General features: G+C 44.4%; 3 protein-coding genes. 2 read left to right on the plus strand and 1 reads right to left on the minus strand.

Going from position 1 to position 1471, the window contains the following annotated elements; translation table 11 throughout:
* Positions 1–327 (plus strand): glycosyltransferase (locus A3735_RS16975; RefSeq protein WP_156499730.1); only part of this gene is annotated, 327 nt, incomplete at its 5' end.
* Entirely contained in the window at positions 296–847 is a 552-nt protein-coding gene (locus A3735_RS16980) for a phosphatase PAP2 family protein (protein WP_068509473.1), read from the plus strand. The genes A3735_RS16975 and A3735_RS16980, both read left to right, overlap by 32 nt.
* Positions 848–869: 22 nt before the next feature.
* Here the strand turns inward: A3735_RS16980 and A3735_RS16985 are convergent, their stop codons facing one another.
* A complete protein-coding gene (locus A3735_RS16985; protein ID WP_369820535.1) occupies positions 870–1469 on the minus strand; it encodes a nucleoside triphosphate pyrophosphatase in 600 nt (199 codons plus the stop codon).
* Between the last annotated feature and the right edge of the window lie 2 nt (positions 1470–1471).

Here is a 1471-nt window from a genome sequence, read left to right on the forward strand (position 1 = left end):
ACCTTTGGTAATGTTGTGACTGAAGCAATGGCAAGCAGGCTGGGTATCGTTGCATTTAATGACGCCGCTGCGAAGGAACACTTAAGCCATGGCAATTCGGCATATATCGCAAATTTAGACAATGACGAAGCCTTCATTCAATTGACTCTGGAAGCAATCGAAAGCTCTTCCGAGCTGGAAAAAATTCGTGAAAATGCCTATCAATTGGCACAAACAATTACCTGGAACAATATCGTCAATCAGTTCGTCAAAAAGTTACTCGAAAAGCCACCCTTAAGGCTAGGAGATGAGACACATGAATCCTCTCAAAACATCAACAGCATTTAATAAGCTCAATAGCTGGGATATTGCAGCTTGCCTGTACCTTAATCATTTTTGTCGCACTAAAACGGTTAACACCTTCTTTGCAATAATCAGCCGCTTAGGGGATGGTGTTTTCTGGTATAGTCTCGCGCTTGTCCTGCCAATCTTATATGGTGAAGAAGGTCTACTTTTATCAGGGTTGATGATAACGGCGGGCGGTGCTTGCCTACTGATCTATAAGCAACTTAAAAAGAAACTAGTAAGAGAACGACCATTTATCCGCTCAAAAGATGTCTATAAAGGCTGCGCACCTTTAGATCAATACAGCTTTCCTTCTGGACACACAATGCACGCGGCCTGCTTCTCGACTGTTGTGCTATGGCACCTGCCAGAGTTCGCTGTATTATTGGTACCCTTCTCTATTCTAATTGCCCTCTCGAGAATGGTACTCGGCCTTCACTATCCGACAGATGTATTGTGTGGCGCGGGATTAGGTATATTGCTGGCATCAATTGCAAACTACTTAAGCCCCGTACTCTTCTAAACCAGCGCTACTGGCCTTTACCTTATTCCTGCCAAATAGGCACATCGAAGGCCTGTAAGATCTTCCCTGTTTCGGCCAGAGGCAAGCCCACTACATTGCTATAGCTTCCGACAATCCCTTCAACAAACAATGCCGCTTTGCCTTGTATGCCATATGCACCTGCCTTATCCATTGGTTCACCCGTTGCGATATATTGCCTAATTTGCTGATCACTCAGCTTCATAAACGACACTTCTGTTGTCACAACATCAGCTTCAATTACCGCTTTCCCCTCAGATAACTTCGCCACAGCGATACCCGTTAGCACTAGATGATTTGTTCCTGATAAACGCTTTAGCATTTCAAATGCTACGCGTTCATTATCTGGCTTGCCTAGAATCGTGCCGTCTATCGTAACGGTCGTATCTGCAGCTAAAACTGTCTTTTCAGGATTAAAGCTGAGACCTGCTAAGGCTTTTTCTTTAGCCAAGCGCCTTACATAAGCGTCGGGCAATTCCCCTTCAAGTACTGACTCATCGATATCCATTGATGCACTATGATAAGGAACACCGATTTGTTCTAATAGTTCTCTCCGGCGACTGGAGCCAGATGCCAATAGCAAGTCTGCCATATTTTTTAAGATTC

The organism is Oleiphilus sp. HI0061 (assembly GCF_001635675.1).

What these genes read in the sequence shown, in the direction of transcription:
- A3735_RS16980 (WP_068509473.1), top strand. Translation starts at nt 296, where the DNA reads ATGAATCCTCTCAAAACATCAACAGCATTTAATAAGCTCAATAGCTGG.